The following is a 15,896-nucleotide window of genomic DNA, read 5'->3' as shown; positions in this document are numbered from 1 at the left end:
AAATCACCCGCCATATAAGTGTTGAGGAAATTGAGATGAGTGAGGCAGAAGCCCGCCCAACTAACTTTATTCGTCAGATTATCGACGAAGATTTGGCGAACGGTAAGCATGCCAGCGTGCATACCCGTTTTCCGCCGGAGCCGAATGGTTATTTGCACATCGGCCATGCAAAATCGATCTGCCTGAACTTTGGCATCGCGCAAGATTATCAGGGTCAATGTAACTTGCGTTTCGACGACACCAACCCGGTTAAAGAGGATCTGGAGTTCGTTGAATCTATCAAGCATGACGTGCAATGGCTCGGTTTCCAGTGGAGTGGCGACGTCTGTTATTCCTCTGACTATTTCGATCAACTGTACAACTACGCGGTTGAGCTGATTAACAAAGGTCTTGCCTTTGTTGATGAGCTGTCGCCAGAGCAGATCCGTGAATATCGCGGCACGCTCACCGCGCCGGGCAAAAACAGCCCGTACCGTGACCGCACGCCAGCAGAGAACCTCGCGCTGTTTGAAAAAATGCGCAACGGCGAATTTGCCGAGGGGACTGCCTGTCTGCGCGCCAAAATCGATATGGCTTCGAGCTTTATTGTGCTGCGCGATCCGGTGCTGTACCGCATTAAATTTGCCGAACATCATCAGACCGGCAATAAGTGGTGCATCTATCCGATGTACGACTTTACCCACTGCATTTCCGATGCGCTGGAAGGCATTACCCACTCGCTCTGCACGCTGGAGTTCCAGGATAACCGTCGCCTGTATGACTGGGTGCTGGATAACATCACCATTCCTGCTCATCCGCGTCAGTACGAGTTCTCACGTCTGAATCTCGAATACGCCATTATGTCGAAGCGCAAGCTGAACCAGCTGGTGACCGAGAAAGTGGTGGAAGGCTGGGACGATCCGCGCATGCTGACTGTTTCGGGTCTGCGCCGTCGTGGTTATACCGCGGCCTCAATCCGCGAGTTCTGCCGCCGTATCGGCGTGACCAAACAGGACAATATCGTGGAAATGGCTTCGCTGGAGTCCTGCATTCGTGATGACCTCAATGAGAATGCACCACGCGCGATGGCGGTGCTTGATCCGGTTAAAGTGGTGATTGAAAACCTGCCGGCCGGATATGAAGAGGTGATCACTATGCCTGCTCATCCGAACAAACCAGAAATGGGCAGCCGTGAAGTGCCGTTCAGTCGCGAAGTGTGGATTGACCGTGCTGACTTCCGTGAAGAAGCCAACAAGCAATACAAGCGTCTGGTGCTGGGTAAAGAAGTGCGTTTGCGTAATGCTTACGTGATCAAAGCTGAGCGTGTGGCGAAAGATGAAGCGGGCAATATCACCTGTCTGTACTGCACCTGCGACACCGATACCTTAAGCAAGGATCCGGCGGACGGGCGTAAAGTGAAAGGGGTGATTCACTGGGTTTCAGCAGTACATGCGCTGCCAGCAGAATTCCGCCTCTACGATCGTCTGTTCAGCGTAGCCAACCCGGGCGCGGCTGAGGATTTCCTTACCACCATCAATCCGGAATCGCTGGTGATTCGACAGGGCTTTGTCGAGCCTGGTTTGCAGGCCGCTGCAGCCAGCAGCCCTTATCAGTTTGAGCGCGAAGGTTACTTCTGCGCCGACAGCCGTTACTCCAGTGCGTCAAACCTGGTATTTAACCGTACCGTTGGTTTGCGTGATACCTGGACCAAAACCGGCGCGTAAGTTGTAGCAGCAGCAAAACAGAGGCCGCAACGTGTATCGCGTTGCGGCTTTTTTTATGCATATCGTGCATCGCTGATAATTATGCTTATTTATCAATTGGCATCGATGATTAAACTTATTGCACAGGATCACGCTGGGCAATGTCGAATTTTCCGCTGACTGGATTAAAAACGATTTTCTGATACTGCAGACTGGCGTCATCAATCATCGCACTGACGCGCTTTTTCGACAGAACGGGATAATTTTTTGACTCCGCTTTGGCTTGTTCATGCGTACCGACACCCCCTACAATAAAGCAATTACCTTCTGCTCTGAACAGCCAAATTTTGAGGTCGCTGCTGGTGCCCTTCCAGCCTTTTTGCACGTCTTCAGCGGTGACAGGTTTTATATTAATCGTCCAGAAATCGTAACCTTTATATTTATGAAAATATAACTCACTATCTGTAGGATCCTGGCTAAATATTTCTAATGCGCGATGCAGCCCCTTGCTTTGATCCGCATCGGCATTGAGTTCTGCCCAATTTTTACTGACATAAATAGTCGGTGCGACGATCGCTTTCTTTTTACTCACTTTTTTTCTCACCGCGACAGCAGAAGTGCCTGGCAAGAGGGGTTTGTTGTTGTCCGATTCACCGGTGCTGGTGTCGATGATCCGGTTAGATGAGCTTGCAACGTTAACCGGCGGAGAAAAGTACTGCCCGACAGGACTGGCCGCTATCAGTGAATGATATTTTTCGCTCAGCTGATCGTATTTCAGGCTGTCAGTCTTTTTAATGTCATTCAGGATAGTTTTTAAAGCGTTTTGCATTGAGCTGCTGAGCCCCCTGAACAACTTTTGCTCATTTATTTTTTCCGCCAGTGTGAAAATGCTGTCTGTCATGCTGACCAGCGTGGTGGAACTCTCTTTGGTCAGAGCGTTACAGAGATAGTTTAGCGAATGTTCTAAATCATTGAGATAATTTATTGGCGTCTCAGTCGTTAACTTTTGCTCAATGCTGCTTAAGCAGGATCTGATAAAGTTTGCAGGTTCCTGTTTTAATACATCAGCAATAAATCGCATCATTAAGTCTTTAGCCATCGGGGGGAGGAGCAGAAAGCAGGGGGGGTTGATTAACCATTCAGTATTGATGCGGATACCTTCGGTAAGGTTATTTTCTTCTGCATTTTCACTATATATTTCCGTATAGGCACGCTGGAATATATTCCAGCAAACCGGTGAGGAGGTAATAAATGTGATGAGTGCCTGCAGTTCCTGGTTGTTTAACGGCAGCGTTGAGCTCTGCGGTTTGCGGGTGGAGCCCATCTCCCTCTTAACAATATACAGAAAGGCATTATATCCAGATTGTTCACTGGCCAGATTGGTGTTTATTCTGGCGAGAGAAAGAAAGAGTTTGTCGCGTTCTTTAATCACTTTTAATGCGATTTTTAGCACCATTGTTCGGATAATCTCACCCGTCTGTTTATCCAGTAACTGGTTACATGAATTTTCCAACGTTCGGCTAATTATATCAATGTAGAGATCTTCACTAATTTTTTCCGCTAACAAGCCGGCATTAAGTATATTCAGCGGTATGGCAATTTTTTCTGCTACACTTATCGTCGAGAAATTATTGCTAATGCTACTGATTAATTCATCTTTAATGTTTTTACTGTTGTGGTTTAGCAGGTTAAGGTGGAGAGTTAATACCGAGCTGGTTAAATGATTGCACAGCTCTTCACGCTCTTTTTTTGTTGTGAGTGGATTTTCATTAATAGCATTTATCGTGGTTTTTAGCATTATCTGGAAACGGTTAGCGGTTTTATGGATATCGTATTTATCCGAATTGATGTTGGCGCTGGCTATCTCATCGATTATCGTTTTACTTTCCTCGCTATTGGCCATTGGCGACAGAAATTGCAAAATACCGGCGACTATTTCAATGGTGTTATTATCGGTAAATATATAGTTACCGATAAAGTTAAACTTATTTATTAAACGATTGGCTACAGCTGCGGGCAATGCTAGTGGCACTCTTTTTCTCTGTTCAATATGAGCTTTCCACTTTTTGTGGTCTTCTATTATAGCACCGCCCTGATCGACAATCAGGCATTTATCATTGGCAATCTTTTCTGATTTAACAGATCTAATCTTTTTCCAGTAAGAGAGGAATGTTTTTACCACATCCTCCTTCTTGTCGGTATAAATATCAATTACTTTATCCGGTGGGTAGACTTCAATAAGTAGTAACATCACAATAGCATTAAGTCGCTCATTTTTTTTTACGTTAACCTCAAAGAACTTGTGAAACATCTTCTCGCTGTATTCTCTGGATAAACGTTCGTAACAAAAAGCGATAAAATAGATGGTGGCTAATGGTCTGTTACCATCGCTGCCGGCTTGGGATAAGATGCCTTCAAACTGCCTGGCGATAGATTCACTCCAGGTTAACGGCTGGCGAAAAGCGGCTGTAAGCCGTAATGATATAAGGCGATCTTCAATGCTACAGAGTTTTCGATGCTTAAATGATAACGATGTTTTTATTTCAGAATGGTATCTTTTAAAACCGCCCTCACAACTGTAGATTAAAGGCCAGAATACTTGTTTTATCGAGTTTTTATAGCCCTCACTTTTAGTATGACTTTCCGTGGCTTGCATAAATGTAGTGAAGTAGTTTTCTAACCTATTTTGCGTGATTTCCTCCTCTAAGGATTCTTTTGCCAGTTCACGATAAACGTTTTCGACCATTTTTTGTGCAATGGAAAAAAAGGTATTTGTGTTATCATTAAATATCGACATGATACCATTGAAGGCGGCGCTAAATTCCGTGGATTTATTTCCGAGTATGTTTTTTGACAATCTGTACAGGTAGTTAGCCAATGTGTCAATATTTGACTTATCCTGGATAACCATTGCAGTCATGGCATTAAAAGCCCAGGGGGGAGGAGCCTCGATCTCACTAACAATAAAGTGTACCTGTGCCGGGGTGACCCGCTCTCTTTTCGCTGCGGCTGCGGCTGTACCTGAACTGGCTGGATGGTTTTTATTTCCTTGTTGAGCTTTTCTTGTTTGTTCTGGGAATAAAGTAAATTTGATATTTAATAACAGCGTCAGGAAAAACTCATTTTTGGCAATGCTATTGCAAGGGTTTTGATTAAAAAAAACGTTTATTTTTTCTAATGCGGTTTTTATTGCTAAGGTATTTCCTTTAGTAAATAAAGAGTGAAGGGTAGTATATTGTGCGACGCCCTGTTGTTGCAAAATATCAGGGGTGCTGGTAAATGTATTATAGATCGCGATGTTATCCGTTGTCCGAAACAGGTTTATCGGAATAGTTTCCAAAAGGGTTACCAGAGCGGAAGACTCAAGTTCTGTGCGCATTTGGTCGTTGCCCGCTTTTCTAATTATCATCGAGGTGCCATTTCTTGTTTTTAAAAAAGAAATCGCATCACTGATTTCATAGGGCGATATTTTCTTTTTCACGGGTTCGCCGTTGTTATAAACCGTCGACTCATTGCTTTCTGATGTAGTGATCAACACTGGCAGCCGAATAGCGCAAGAGAGCAAACGCATAAAATATTCGGCCTTACATCTGTTTATTTTGTCTCGCTGTTCTGGGGTGAACTGCAGATGCTTTGCAGCAGATGTATTCTGGCTCGTTCCGGGGCTAGATGCGGGGTGAGGGGGCGGCGGATAGGGTTCTGATGCCTCTGCACCGCCTGATGCCTCTGCACGACGTGACGTTACTGGCGGAATGGTTTCTTCCATCATATAGACCAGCACATTACTCTTGCTGATTTGACTGGGATTGAACTTAAGCAGTTGCGCGAGCCTGGCGTTGGCCTCCTGCCATTTAACGTTGACGGGATTTTCCTGGCAACTGCGGGTGATATAATCAGGCAGCGGGGACTTTCCGGGGGCATGTTTACTGCCAGTTACTACATCGCGTTGTTGCATCAAATTGCAAGTGTTGCTGAACGCTTTGATCTGCGGCTTACATTGCGGGCTGCCCGGGGGAACCTGTGGGGATAGCTGCGGCATTTGCGTGCTGCTGGGGCCGGCAGGCAGGGATAACTGCGGCATTTGCGCGCTACTGGGGCCAGCAGGCAGGGATAACTGCGGCATTTGCGTGCTGCTGGGGCCGGCATGTGGCTGCTGAATGGTAAAGGAGTGCTGGCGCAGGTCAATTTCCGTTGGCGGTTGCAGAGTAGCGGGCAGCACAGACACATTATCTGCCGACTTCAGGGATTGACCAACTATGTTGTCAGGTTGCCGGGCGGGTCGTAGGGCGGAATTATCAACCTTATTAACCGCCACGGCGCGTGAGAGTGGAGGAGTCTTCATGCTAAATATCCTTTTAGTTGTGACTGACAGACTCAATCGAAAAAAGCCAGCGGTCAGATATACACTGACCGCTACGATAAATTTTTTTAAAAGAAATCTTCTTCACTAACAGGTTTATAGTGATCTTTTTTCTCATCAAATTTAAGGATCCTTAATTTCAATGCTGGGTTATTTATAATTATATCAATGGATTTTTTTCCATATCTTTATAGTTTTGGGCTTCAGATTCAATTTCTTTATGGGTGCCAATTTTAATAAGATAGCAATGTTTTTTGGATCCTATTAGTATCAGGCCTCGACAATTCCCCCTGCCTCCTTTGCCCAGATATATATCAAAGCTAAACGCTCGCCCAGCGTATTTATGAACATTTAATTCATGATCATTTTTACCTGTCGCCAATAGACTTATTGATTTCTGTAAAGGTTGCATTAAATCTTTTTCGGTACTATATCTCTCCCACTTTTTATCAACATAGATGGTTCTTGTGGTAACAGGTGGTGTCTTCTGCCCCTTATCTGGTCTTTGCTCAGCGTCAACTGAGTCGGGGGCGAAGTCGGTATCTGACTCCACGCTGACGCGCGGCCTCGGTTCATATCTATCGGGGACAAACCGGAATTCTTGCACTACTGACTGATCCGGCAGCAGCAGAGTTTTATAGTCACCCGTTAGTTTTTTGTGGATTTCAGCAGATGTGGTTTCCAGGTTTTCCAGTATCGAATGAAGAGATTTATTGAGTGAAATGCTTATGGTCGGTTTTACTTTACGTAGCATAATGCTATTGCTAAGGATAAAAATTCGGCTAACTAACTCCGGAAGATCCTGATGATTAATTTTTTTTATTCCATTACAAATGAGCGAAAGCGAGTTTTCTAAATTAATAATCGTGATATTGTCTTGTGGCAATGTTAACATGCCTTCTATCTTCTCCAGATACCGCTTAATCCAGACAACGGTTTCCGTGCTAAATTTGTCAGATATGAATCTCAGCATCAGCGCCTGCACTTCTGCTGAAACATTAAAAAAGCTTTCCGGCTTCATTATCCACTCTATTTTACCGGGAGATTTATAGGCATCTTCAAATATCCCCCATGCGGCCGGGCTGCTCGTTATAAAGGTTGTAAATGCCTGCAGTTGTTTCTCATTCAGTAAATCAGGCGTTTTAGACGTACTGGCATTAGCACTATCTGGCGTCAGCTGCATTTGCCGGGACACAATGTCGGAAAATACTTTATATCCGCTCAATTTGCTGTTTTTTAAAGTTAATTCTGCCAGTCGAGGAAACAGTTCTTCTGGGGCGATGCTTCCGAGGGCGGTCTTAAGTATTTTTGCTCGAACCTCCTCGCCTTTTTTAGTTTGCCAGGTGGCGTATGACTTTTTCACTGCCTGTGCAATTATTTCAAGATATATGATATTTTTTACTTTTAGTTCTTTTCTGTTGTCGGTAATGTTTTTTTTAGCAGTCCTGACTGCAGCATTTTCAGTACTACTGACTTTCAGCCACTTGTTTAACCTTACCAAAGGCTGGATAATTTCATTGGAATCATCTATCTCCGCAAGATTATTTTGCAGGGAGTAAGTAACATGAGATTCGGTACAATATTTCATTAATTCAGCCTGAATCGATGACACATTACTGAGTAACTTGTTCCAGAGAGTGTGATCCTTTTGACTTTTTAATGCGTTTCGCTTGCTATCAATGATTTTTTGTAAGCGAGTAACCAGATTAATGATTATCTCTTGATTTTTAATCCCTGTCTGTACATTAAGATTAACTATTCTATTTATTATTTCTGTTTTTTGTACAGGGGGGATAGAATGCAATATCTCGCCCAGAATTGGTGCGTACTCTTCACCGGTAAATACCATTTCCTCAATATTTTTATATTTTTCCAGAGTGCGTTTGACCTCGATATGATTTAGCGCATAAGTCAACGTGCTATTAATATCCCCCTCCTTAATAACCCGCATCTCATCCTGACTCTGTATCAGAAAATCCCCTGGCAAAATGGTTGGGTGAGTTAACAGAATGTTCTGGTATTGCAACCATTTATTTACAAAGGCTTTAATCGCTTTTTCATCACCTGCTACGCTATAGATAGCGTTAGCGATTTCTTCGGAGCCCATTGTCCGAATCATTATCGCCGTGATGGCTTTAATTTTATTAATATTTGTTTTTATATTTCTACCAATGAGGTTGGCTGATATTACTTTTGCACGTTCAGGCGAAACCATCATATTGGTGAACTCGATCAACTCAATACAGGAAAAAGGCAAGGTGCCATTTTCCCCTAATTTATTGATGATTTTATAGTAGAAGGTCGTGATGTATTCTGACCAGTCAGTAGGGAGTGTGTAGCTGTTGGTGATAAACATCGACAATAAACTATCTGTGGTACCTTGTGGGAGTGTTATTTTGCTTGAGCTTACCGAACCATAAACAATTCTGTTAAAGTTTGTTATCAAGTCACTCAGAGTTTTTTGGATAAAAATCTCTGGCAACTCAGTAAGGACAGTAAGTGGCAATAAGGCTTCTGCAGCATAATACTGCTTCTGCTCGCTTAAACCGGATTTTTTCAGCGCCCCGATAAACCGGTTGTAGTAAAAAAAAATGGTCTTGCGGGCATCTTTATGATTGGGTTTTTCCTTCAGTTCGCTGCAAATAAATTTTCTAATCTCTTTGAAAAGCTCCTTCGGAGTAACAGATTGTTGCTGATGATCAAGCGCCGACAATATTTCCCGCAACTCCTTTTCCAGTGACGGGATTTCATTATCTGCAATGAACTTTGCGAGATAATATAACCGTGCGCAGGTAGAGGGGATATCACAGGTTTCACGTCTGAAGTTTCCTGATCCACTGGCATAAATTTTTTCTAATACCTCTGTAGCCGACAATTTAAAAATATCAATAATTAGCGGCATAATTTTGCTGAAACCCGTCGGGTTTCTTTGTGAATGTATTTTCGCCGCCTGAAAAAAGCCTCGTTCGGTAATCCAGCGTCTGGTCAGACTATTAAAACGGGTTTCTATTTCTTTACCGACTTTTTTCGCCTGATATAAATTTACTGCTGTCGCCTTAAAGAGTGATTCATAGCTGGCCGGACCCAAAAGGATGTCATTATAGGTTTCAGGATCGAACATCGCACAAATTGCGCCTGCTTCGTACATCACCAGCATCAGTGGCGGTATCTTTTCCAGCAGGCTGGCGAGCTGATCACCAGGAACCGTGGCGCAGCTAATCTCAGTCCCTGCAATGCGCACGCTTATCCCGATATGAGCATCCTGTGGCTTCAGCACCACCGCATCTCTGACCTCATCCTCTGATAAATTCCCCATCCCGATTCCGGCGATAAACACCTCGTCAGCTTTGTTGACGATTTGGAGAATAACCGGGAATTCGCAGATAGCGGAAATTGTGCTCGCAAAATGTATCTTTGCTCTGTTGATCGCTATTTTCTGCTGCTCACTCAGTGTTAATTGAGTAGCCATCCTCTTCATCTTATGCGGGATAAGCGCCTCATAGTGCTGCCCTTCAGCATTAATAATATGCACCACATCGCCGACGCCAGGCTCTGCGCCTGCAGCATGCAGAAACTCTTTGGCCGGACCATCATCCTGAGGTGCAAAATCATGAAAAATCACCCGCAACGGTGGCAGTCCTTTACTCTTCAGTTTTTCATTAACCGCCGCTAATAGCTGCTTTGTTGAGGCGCTGCCGGGTGCCATATAACCGTTGGCGCCAAATCCGCCCGGTGCTCCGAGCCAGCCTTGCTGCACCAGCATCAGGCGTAGCTCTCCAACCAGGAGCGCGTTATAGGCATCATCCGGTTCATAATATCCGGTCATATGCTGGACTATCGCAAACAGCAGGCAGTCCGAATAGCCTGTTTCAGAGAAGAAAGGGTTATTGGCCATAATCTGAAACCTGCTGGCGGGGAGCTTCTCCTCCTCCGCAACGCCTTCGGCTGGATCAAGGACCGCATCTTGGCGCTGTTTAGCGGTGGTGCGCTGGGCATCGGCATATTCCTGCTCCTTCTCCGGCGTCCATTCTATTTGTCTCTGAGGAGGGTTATCTGGCTTTTGCTGAGGGTCGGTATTGGCATCCGCCATGTAAACAATGGTGTTTTTGGATTGCTGATCGAACTGCGTGGGGTCCGGCATCGATAATCCGGCGAGATATAACTGATTAATGGCTTTCCGCAAATTATCATTAGTTATAGCAGACTGAGCGTGTGACTTTTGCATGTGATATTGCACAGTCATTTGCGGTGGATTCGTATTGTCACTGCGTGGCGAGACTTGCTGTGATGGAATAGTATATTTTATCTGTGGAAGCAATTGCGGCATGGGTTCGGGAGGGGGCATCTGACCCAGCGATCCTGGCCTTAAAGGTCCGGGCCGATGGTCGGTTTTAGCGGCGGATTCTGTTACCGATAAATACGTTGCGGCCTTATGTGGTGGCGGGGAGGATTCTTGAAAAAAGCGGATGGGCTTTTGCTGGGTATTTGTGATTTCCATCACTGGCAAAACATTTCGCTGCGGTGTGCTTTGCGTGGGTGTTACTGGCGGAGGTTGAGTAGCCCGAACTAAATCGCGGCCATCTGTCTGTTGTGTTGGATTCATAGAAGTTTTCCTTAACTGCAGTTTATTTTTAACAATAACAGATGCGTCGGCTAGAAATAGTGAATGGATTTTCCTTAAATAATCGATGTATGTTGATAATATTATTTTATTCTTGGGTGCTGTAAATAAAGCCCCGGAAGTTATTTCCATTACTGGCATGTTAATGGTTAGTGATTTTAATATGATATATCAATTTTAAATTAGCCTGATATTAAATTTAATCGCAATTGTTTTATGCTCTTGGTTTTTATACCTTTCACACTTGTGGTGATGATCATATTTATCTGACTTTTTGTTGATAATTTACTGCTGCGAAAATAGTATGGCGTCGACATCAAAAAAACGAGATTTAGTTGTACTCATCGCTAATTATTATCGCCTAAACATAAAAGGGAATTTTATGTCTGCAACCAAAGGAATGCGCAAAGCAGTGGCCTTTGCGACCGCCTGTATCACTACCATGCCAGTCATGGTGATATCTGCCGAAGCCAGAGCCGAAGGGTTTATCGAGGACTCATCGTTAACCGGTGGTCTCTATTACTGGCAGCGCCAGCGCGATCGGAAAAACCTTGAACCTGGCAGCGATCACTATGGCCAGTATCAGAATAACCTGCATCACTCCAGCTTGAACGGCAGTCTGGATTTCAGTTCCGGCTATGCTGGTGACGTGATAGGCGCCGATCTTGGCGTCTATGGCGCCGTTGAAATGGCTAACAGCGGCCCGGCCGCGCCCAATGAGATTGGCTTTAGCAAGGCGCGAACACGCTGGGAGGAAGAGTGGGCCGGTGATAAGGGCGGTGTAAGTTTTTATCAGGCGGCGGTGAAACTGAAGTTTGACGACTACTGGCTGCGCGGCGGCTATTTACAGCCGAGCGGCCAGACGTTAATGACGCCGCACTGGAGTTTCCTGCCGGGCACTTATCGCGGTGCTGAAGTCGGTGTGGCGCAGGATTATGGCGATAGCGGCGTTTTTTCACTCTCTTATATGTGGGCCGACGCCTATAAAGCGCCCTGGTATCAGCATCTTTACCGCTTCCGCAAAGCTGATGGTGAAGCAGAAGTGCCTTATCTGCATTCGGTCGGTGCCAGATATGATTTTAAAAACAACCTGACACTGGAAGCCGCTGTTGGCCAGGCAGCGCACTATGTTGACCAGTACTTTGCTAAAGCCTCTTACGCCTTTCCGGTCGCCGGTAACGACCTGCGCACCAGCTATCAGTTCTATGGCGCCCGCGATAAAGAGCGCGGAGGCGCGGCGAATGTTAATGATATCTACGATGGCCTCGCCTGGTTACAGGCATTAACCTTTGGTTATACCACCGGCCCGTTTGATTTCCGCCTCGAAGGTACCTGGGTTAAAGCTGAGGGCAATCAGGGCTATTTTCTGCAGCGTATGACACCCGGCTATGCCACGTCTAATGGCCGGCTTGATATCTGGTGGGATGCGCGTTCTGACTGGAACGCCAATGGCGAAAAGGCGCTGTTTGCAGGGGTCATGTATGACCTGAAAGAGTGGCAGCTGCCAGGGTGGCAAATGGGAACCTCATTTGCCTGGGGCTGGGATGCGAAACCCGCCAGTAATCCGCAATGGGACCAGAGTCAGCGGCTGAAAGAGTCGGCATGGAGTATGGATCTGCTCTATACCATTCCGCAGGGGCGTGCGGAAGGCACGATGTTTAAACTGCATTACACCCAGTATAGCAACCACAGTTCGCTACCCAGCTACAGCGGCGGCTACGGCAATATGTTCCAGGATGAGAAAGATGTGAAATTTATCGTTACGGCTCCTTTCACCATTTTTTAACCAGTGCTGACCTTAACTGCGGGCAATAACAGGAGATAAGTACGTGAGACGACGTAAATCAGGGATGATGGTGGCTGTATTAAGCGGTTTACTGGCTTGTGGCAGCAGTATGGCAAGTGATCAACAGCTGGTCGATCAAATCAGCCAGTTTGGTGTGAAGTATCAGGTGACGGATAATCATGCTGCGCAGCATGGCGTTGATTGTGCGGCGTTGGGGGCCGACTGGGCTTCCTGTTATCGCGCAGTGATTACGCTGACCAATCCTGGCCCGGCATTAAGCGGACAGAACTGGGCAATCTATATCAGTAGTATCCGCCAGATATTAAAGGTCGACAGTGAGCAGTTCCGTATTACGCATATTATTGGCGACCTGCATAAATTGCAGCCGACGGAAAAATTTAACGGTTTTGCCGCCGGAGAGAGCGTCAGCATCCCGATTATTAACGAATACTGGCAGCTGGCGCTAACTGATGTGATGCCGCGCTGGTATGTCACCGCCGGTGATGCGCGCGCCAAAGTGATCAGCAGCACCGATACTGAAGATCTGCCGCAGTTTGTCGCGCCACTGGACAGGCAGTGGAAGCGAACGCCTGATGATAAAAATGTGCTGATGACCGCACAAACCCGCTTTGAAAAAAATCGTGATATCAAAAAACTGACGGCCGCCAGTTTACGCGGGCAGATCACCCCGACGCCGCTGACGCTGACGGTGCATCCGCATGATGTTGATTTGCAGCAGGGGGTGAAGCTCGATCTGCTGTCGCTGCCGCAGGATAAAGCTGCCGTAATTCGCGAGCATTTTGCTCGTGCTGGCATCACTGAGCAGCAGAGTGGCTATCCGATCACGACCCGTATTGAGCGCAGCGATTTTAATGACGAGCAAGCGCATTCCGGCGCTTACCGCTTAGTGATTGGCGAGCAGGGGGCGGAGATCAGCGCTTTCGATGCGACAGGGGTATTTTATGGTCTGATGTCGATCCTCTCGCTGGTGCCCTCTGAAAATGATAAGAAGATTGCCGCCCTTGAGGCCAGTGATGTCCCCCGTTTTGCTTATCGTGGCGTCGCAGTTGATGTGGCGCGTAATTTTCACAGCAAGGAGGCGATAAAACGCCTGCTCGATCAGATGGCGGCGTGGAAAATGAATAAGCTGCATTTCCATCTGACGGATGATGAGGGCTGGCGCATTGACATTCCCGGCCTGCCGGAGTTAACCGACGTCGGTGGCCGACGCTGTCACGATCCAGGCGAGCAAAGCTGCCTGATGCCGCAGCTGGGATCGGGGCCTGACAGCGACAATCATGGCAGCGGCTATTTTAGTCGCGCCGACTATATCGAGATCCTGAAATATGCTGATGCGCGGGCAATAGAAGTGATCCCGGAAGTGGATATGCCTGCCCACGCGCGCGCGGCGGTTATCGCTATGGAAGCACGTTATCAGCGTTTAATGCAGCAGGGAAAAGTTACCGAGGCCAGCCAGTACCGGTTGCTGGACCCGGACGATAACTCCAGCACCACGTCGGTGCAGTTTTATGACCGCACCAGTTATCTCAATCCTTGTCTGGACTCCTCAAAACGCTTTGTCGACAAAGTGATCGCTGAGTTCCGTTCAATGCACCTGGAAGCGGGGCAGCCGCTAACCCGCTGGCATTTTGGTGGCGACGAAGCGAAGAATATTCGTCTGGGGCCGGGCTATACCGACAGCCGCCAGCCGGAAGCCGGCAAGGGGATTATCAATCGTCGGCTCGAGGATCAGCCTTGGGCGAAATCTGCCGCCTGCCAGCGTATGGTGCAGCAGGGCAAAGTCGCGGATATCGGCCATCTGCCGGGCTGGTTTGCCGTTGAGGTGAGCCAGCTGGCAAAAGCCCAGGGTATTGATCAGATGCAGGCATGGGAGGATGGTCTTAAGGCGGTCGACAATGCCAGCGCTTTCGCCACTACCCGTGTCGCGGTGAATTTCTGGGACACCCTCTACTGGGGCGGTTTCACCAGCGTTAACGACTGGGCCAACAAAGGCTACGAGGTGGTGATCTCCAATCCCGATTATCTGTATATGGATTTCCCCTATGAGGTCAATCCGCTGGAGCGCGGCTATTACTGGGGAACGCGCTTTAACGATGAGCGCAAAATGTTCAGTTTTGCCCCGGATAACTTACCGCAAAATGCCGAAACCTCGGTTGATCGCGATGGCAACAGCTTTAGCGCCAAATCTGATAAGCCCTGGCCGGGCGCGCGCGGTATTTCCGCACAGTTGTGGAGTGAAACGGTACGTAGCGATCAGCAGATGGAGGAGATGATTTTCCCGCGCCTGCTGTCGGTTGCCGAGCGTGGCTGGCACCGTGCCGGATGGGAGCTGGACTATCAGCCCGGACGCGAATATCAGCAGGGGAAAACTCACTGGGTGGATACTGAGATATTGCGCCAGGACTGGCAGCGTTTTGCCAATCTGCTTGGTCAGCGAGAGTTAGCCAAAATGGATAAGCTGGGGATTGCCTGGCGTTTGCCGCCGCCAGGCGCGCGCATTTATCACGGCATGCTGGAAGCGAACAGCGCACTGCCGGGGATTGGCATTCAGTTTTCCACCGACGGCAAGCAGTGGCAACCTTATAACGATCAGGAGCGACCACGGGTCGGAACTGAAGTCTGGGTGCGCACCGTCAGTGCTGATGGTAAGCGCTTTAGCCGGCTGGAGCATCTGCAGGCGCCGCTTTCCGCAGATTAATCAGGCATAAAAAAACCGGTGAGAAATCACCGGTTTTGTTTTACTGCATAGCATAATTTATTTGTCGTGCAGCGTGTCGTCTTCGCGGCAATCGCCTAATGCACAGTGACCGTACAGGTACAGGCTGTGGTTAGTCAGCTTGATACCGTGGCGCGTGGCAATTTCACGCTGACGCGTCTCAATAGATTCATCGCTGAATTCGATCACTTTGCCACAGTCGAGGCAAATCAGGTGATCGTGATGATGCTGCTGCGTAAGTTCGAAAACAGACTTGCCGCCCTCGAAATTATGACGGGTAACGATCCCCGCATCATCAAACTGGTTCAGGACGCGGTAAACCGTCGCCAGACCAATCTCTTCGCCCATATCAATCAGGCGCTTATACAAGTCTTCCGCACTGACGTGATGGCCCTCTGGTTCCTGAAGCACTTCCAGAATTTTCAGTCGGGGAAGCGTGACTTTCAGGCCGGCCTTCTTTAATGCGGTGTTATTGTCAGTCATGCGGATATTGTCCTGTTACTTTGCTAGTCACAATGTGGCTGAGTGGCTGAAAAGCCCTGAACATCGGTCAACGCGAAATCTTAGTGCGTCTCATTATAGAACTCGTGCTTCGAAATGAAAACCGCAAGGAGAGCGTGAAACAACTGCAGGTTGTAATGAGTTACGTGCCTGAGAAGTCCATGACCCGGAGCCTGTCCCATTACAGATACTGTGCTAAACCCTTCACT

At 47.3% G+C, this 15,896-nt stretch carries 6 protein-coding genes; 3 read left to right on the top strand and 3 right to left on the bottom strand.

Annotated features, from left to right (window positions below):
• The first annotated feature begins 35 nt into the window (after positions 1-35).
• Positions 36-1,703, top strand: coding sequence for a glutamine--tRNA ligase (glnS, locus tag N5923_RS05305; protein ID WP_267143441.1), 1,668 nt, complete (start codon positions 36-38; stop codon positions 1,701-1,703).
• 115 nt (positions 1,704-1,818) lie between these two features.
• Here the strand turns inward: glnS and N5923_RS05300 are convergent, their stop codons facing one another.
• Both N5923_RS05300 and N5923_RS05295 read right to left on the bottom strand, forming a co-directional pair.
• Positions 1,819-6,024 carry a hypothetical protein gene (locus N5923_RS05300; protein ID WP_267143442.1) on the bottom strand — a complete coding sequence of 1,402 codons (4,206 nt, stop codon included), beginning with the start codon at positions 6,022-6,024 and terminating at the stop codon, positions 1,819-1,821.
• Between the two features lie 178 nt (positions 6,025-6,202).
• Positions 6,203-10,645 carry a hypothetical protein gene (locus N5923_RS05295; protein WP_267143443.1) on the bottom strand — a complete coding sequence of 1,481 codons (4,443 nt, stop codon included), beginning with the start codon at positions 10,643-10,645 and terminating at the stop codon, positions 6,203-6,205.
• A gap of 400 nt (positions 10,646-11,045) precedes the next feature.
• Between N5923_RS05295 and chiP the strand changes: the two genes are divergently transcribed.
• Positions 11,046-12,449 (top strand): chitoporin ChiP, encoded by a 1,404-nt coding sequence (chiP, locus tag N5923_RS05290; RefSeq protein WP_407704386.1) that lies wholly within the window; start codon positions 11,046-11,048, stop codon positions 12,447-12,449.
• Positions 12,450-12,492: 43 nt separating this feature from the next.
• Positions 12,493-15,168 (top strand): beta-N-acetylhexosaminidase, encoded by a 2,676-nt coding sequence (locus tag N5923_RS05285; RefSeq protein WP_407704385.1) that lies wholly within the window; start codon positions 12,493-12,495, stop codon positions 15,166-15,168.
• 57 nt (positions 15,169-15,225) lie between these two features.
• Here the strand turns inward: N5923_RS05285 and fur are convergent, their stop codons facing one another.
• Complete coding sequence (gene fur / locus N5923_RS05280; RefSeq protein WP_017799238.1) at positions 15,226-15,669, bottom strand: ferric iron uptake transcriptional regulator; 444 nt, start codon at positions 15,667-15,669, stop codon at positions 15,226-15,228.
• Positions 15,670-15,896: the final 227 nt, after the last annotated feature.

It is taken from the genome of Winslowiella arboricola, assembly GCF_025527015.1.
Lineage (GTDB): Bacteria > Pseudomonadota > Gammaproteobacteria > Enterobacterales > Enterobacteriaceae > Erwinia > Erwinia arboricola.
The sequence above is the reverse complement of the archived record's forward strand: the minus strand, read 5'-3'. Positions and strand labels throughout refer to the sequence as shown.

Coding starts and splice junctions, on each gene's coding strand:
- glnS (WP_267143441.1), top strand. CDS start 36: ATGAGTGAGGCAGAAGCCCGCCCAACTAACTTTATTCGTCAGATTATC.
- N5923_RS05300 (WP_267143442.1), bottom strand. CDS start 6,024: ATGAAGACTCCTCCACTCTCACGCGCCGTGGCGGTTAATAAGGTTGAT.
- N5923_RS05295 (WP_267143443.1), bottom strand. CDS start 10,645: ATGAATCCAACACAACAGACAGATGGCCGCGATTTAGTTCGGGCTACT.
- chiP (WP_407704386.1), top strand. CDS start 11,046: ATGTCTGCAACCAAAGGAATGCGCAAAGCAGTGGCCTTTGCGACCGCC.
- fur (WP_017799238.1), bottom strand. CDS start 15,669: ATGACTGACAATAACACCGCATTAAAGAAGGCCGGCCTGAAAGTCACG.